Origin of the sequence: Hydrogenophaga sp., assembly GCF_041633695.1 — a bacterium.
Lineage (GTDB): Bacteria > Pseudomonadota > Gammaproteobacteria > Burkholderiales > Burkholderiaceae_C > Hydrogenophaga.
Window position 1 is genome coordinate 1 of the sequence record NZ_JBFJMY010000611.1, and the last position, 2,099, is coordinate 2,099.

At 65.8% G+C, this 2,099-nt stretch carries 3 protein-coding genes; 1 reads left to right on the forward strand and 2 read right to left on the reverse strand.

Annotated features, from left to right (window positions below; all coding sequences use genetic code 11):
• On the forward strand, window positions 1–317 hold a 317-nt coding region (locus tag ABYB95_RS22365; RefSeq protein WP_372662184.1), incomplete at its 5' end, for a LysE family translocator.
• A gap of 12 nt (window positions 318–329) precedes the next feature.
• Here the strand turns inward: ABYB95_RS22365 and ABYB95_RS22370 are convergent.
• Window positions 330–632, reverse strand: a complete 303-nt coding sequence (locus ABYB95_RS22370; protein ID WP_372662187.1) for an antibiotic biosynthesis monooxygenase — start codon at window positions 630–632, stop codon at window positions 330–332.
• A gap of 24 nt (window positions 633–656) precedes the next feature.
• The coding region (locus ABYB95_RS22375) for a GMC family oxidoreductase (protein WP_372662190.1) at window positions 657–2,099 on the reverse strand (1,443 nt) is incomplete at its 5' end.

Here is a 2,099-nt window from a genome sequence, read left to right on the forward strand (position 1 = left end):
AGGCGGTAAGCGACGCCCGCATGTTGCGATTGGGCCTGTGGGTATCGCTCACCAACCCCAAGGCGATCCTGTTTTTTGGTGCGCTGTTTCCGCAATTCATCGACACCCAACAAGCCCTCTTGCCGCAATTCTTGCTGCTGGTGGCGGTGAGCATGTGCGCTTCGCTCTCGTGCCTGCTCAGCTATGTGTGGCTGGCCCACCGCGCGCGCCGCTGGTTGGCGCGCCCGCGGGCGGTGGTCTGGATCAACCGGGTCTCGGGCAGCGTCTTTGTGCTGTTCGGTCTGGCCCTCGCTGGCCTGCGCCGCCCCAGCACCTGATCCCTACAGGCCTCAGGCCGATTGGCCGACCAAGGCGAAGTGCTCCACCACCGGCGGCTGCGCGAAAAACGGGCCGACGATGGCACGCCACTGGGCGAATGCATCCGACTGGCGAAAACCCACGGTGTGGTCTTCCAGCGTGTCCCAGTGGATGGTGAGGATGTAGCGGTCCGGACTCTCGATGCTGCGGTTGACCTTGTAGCTCTGGAAACCCTTGGCCTGGGCGATCACGGTGCTGGCGCCGCGTGTGATGGCTTCTTCAAAAGCGCTGGCCTGGGCGGGATCGATGCGGATGTCGGCGTGTTCGAGAATCATGAATAGGGGTCTCCGGGATGCGCGTCAGGCCCCGGTGGCCAGACGATCTTCGAGCATCATATCGGCGGCCTTCTCGGCCATCATGATCACGGGGGCATTGGTGTTGCCGCCCACCACGCTGGGCATGACCGAGGCATCCACCACGCGCAGACCGGACACGCCGTGCACGCGCAGCCGCGCATCCACCACGCTGCCCGCGTCGGAGCCCATGCGGCAAGTGCCTACCGGGTGGTAAATCGAGTCGGCGTGTTCGCGGATGAACTGCTCGATCTGCGCATCGCTCTGCGCAGACGCCGACGCGCCAGACTCCTGCCCGCCGTGGCGCTGGAGCGCGGTTTGCTGCAGCAAATGGCGCATGCGTTTGAAACCGCGCACCAGTCGCGCCGTGTCGTCCGCGTCGTTCAAAAAAGCCGGGTCGATCAGCGGTGCAGCCCGGGGGTCGGCACTGGCCAGGCGCAAGCTGCCCCGGCTTTTGGGGCGCAGCAGACACACGTGGCAAGAGTAGCCGTGGCCCCACACGGTCTTGCGCCCATGGTCGATCAGCTTGCCGACCACGAAGTGCAGTTGCAGATCGGGAATCGGCTCTTCGGGTGCGCTCTTGATGAAGCCTCCGGCCTCGGCGAAGTTGGTGGTCAGCATGCCGCTGCGCTGGCGCCGCCACTCGGCAATGCCGCGCAGCGTGTTCGCCATGCCGCGCAAGGACAAGCCAAACAAATCGGTGAGCCGGGGCGCGTTGACCACCACCACCACGTCCACATGGTCGTGCAGGTTGGCGCCCACACCCGGCAGGTCGTGCCGCACCGGCAGGCCGTGCTCGCGCAGGTGCTCGGCCGGCCCAATACCCGAGAGCATGAGCAGCTGCGGCGAACCGAACGCGCCCGCGCTGAGCACGACCTCGCCGCCGGGTTTCAAGCGCAGCGTTTGCAAAGGCCCGCTGCCCCCATTGCCCCGGTACTCCACACCCATGACATGGGGTTGGTCGTCCACCGGTTCGGTCCACACACGGGTGGTGAGGGCGTTGCTGATCACCTGCAGATTGGGCCGGGCCCGGCTGGGCGTGAGATAGGCCTTGGCCGCGCTCCAGCGCTCGCCGTTCTTGTGCGTCACCTGGTAGGCCCCCACACCTTCTTGCTCAGCGCCGTTGAAGTCGCGGTTGTGTGTGTGGCCCGCCTGCTCGCCGGCTTCGATGAACGCCGACAGAAACGGATTCGGGCTGCGCAAATCCATCACGTTGAGTGGGCCGCCTTGGCCGTGCCAGTCATCGGCACCGCGCTCGTTGTTTTCGGCGCGCTTGAAATATGGCAGCACATCGGCATAGGACCAGCCCGGATTGCCTTGTGCGGCCCAAGCGTCGTAGTCGCTGGCGTGGCCGCGCGCATAAATCATGGCGTTGATCGAGCTGGAACCGCCCAGCACCTTGCCCCTGGGCTGGTAGCCCCGGCGTCCATTGAGCCCGGACTGTGGCAC

Excerpts from the sequence above, each read along its gene's own strand:
- ABYB95_RS22370 (WP_372662187.1), bottom strand. The coding sequence starts at position 632 with ATGATTCTCGAACACGCCGACATCCGCATCGATCCCGCCCAGGCCAGC.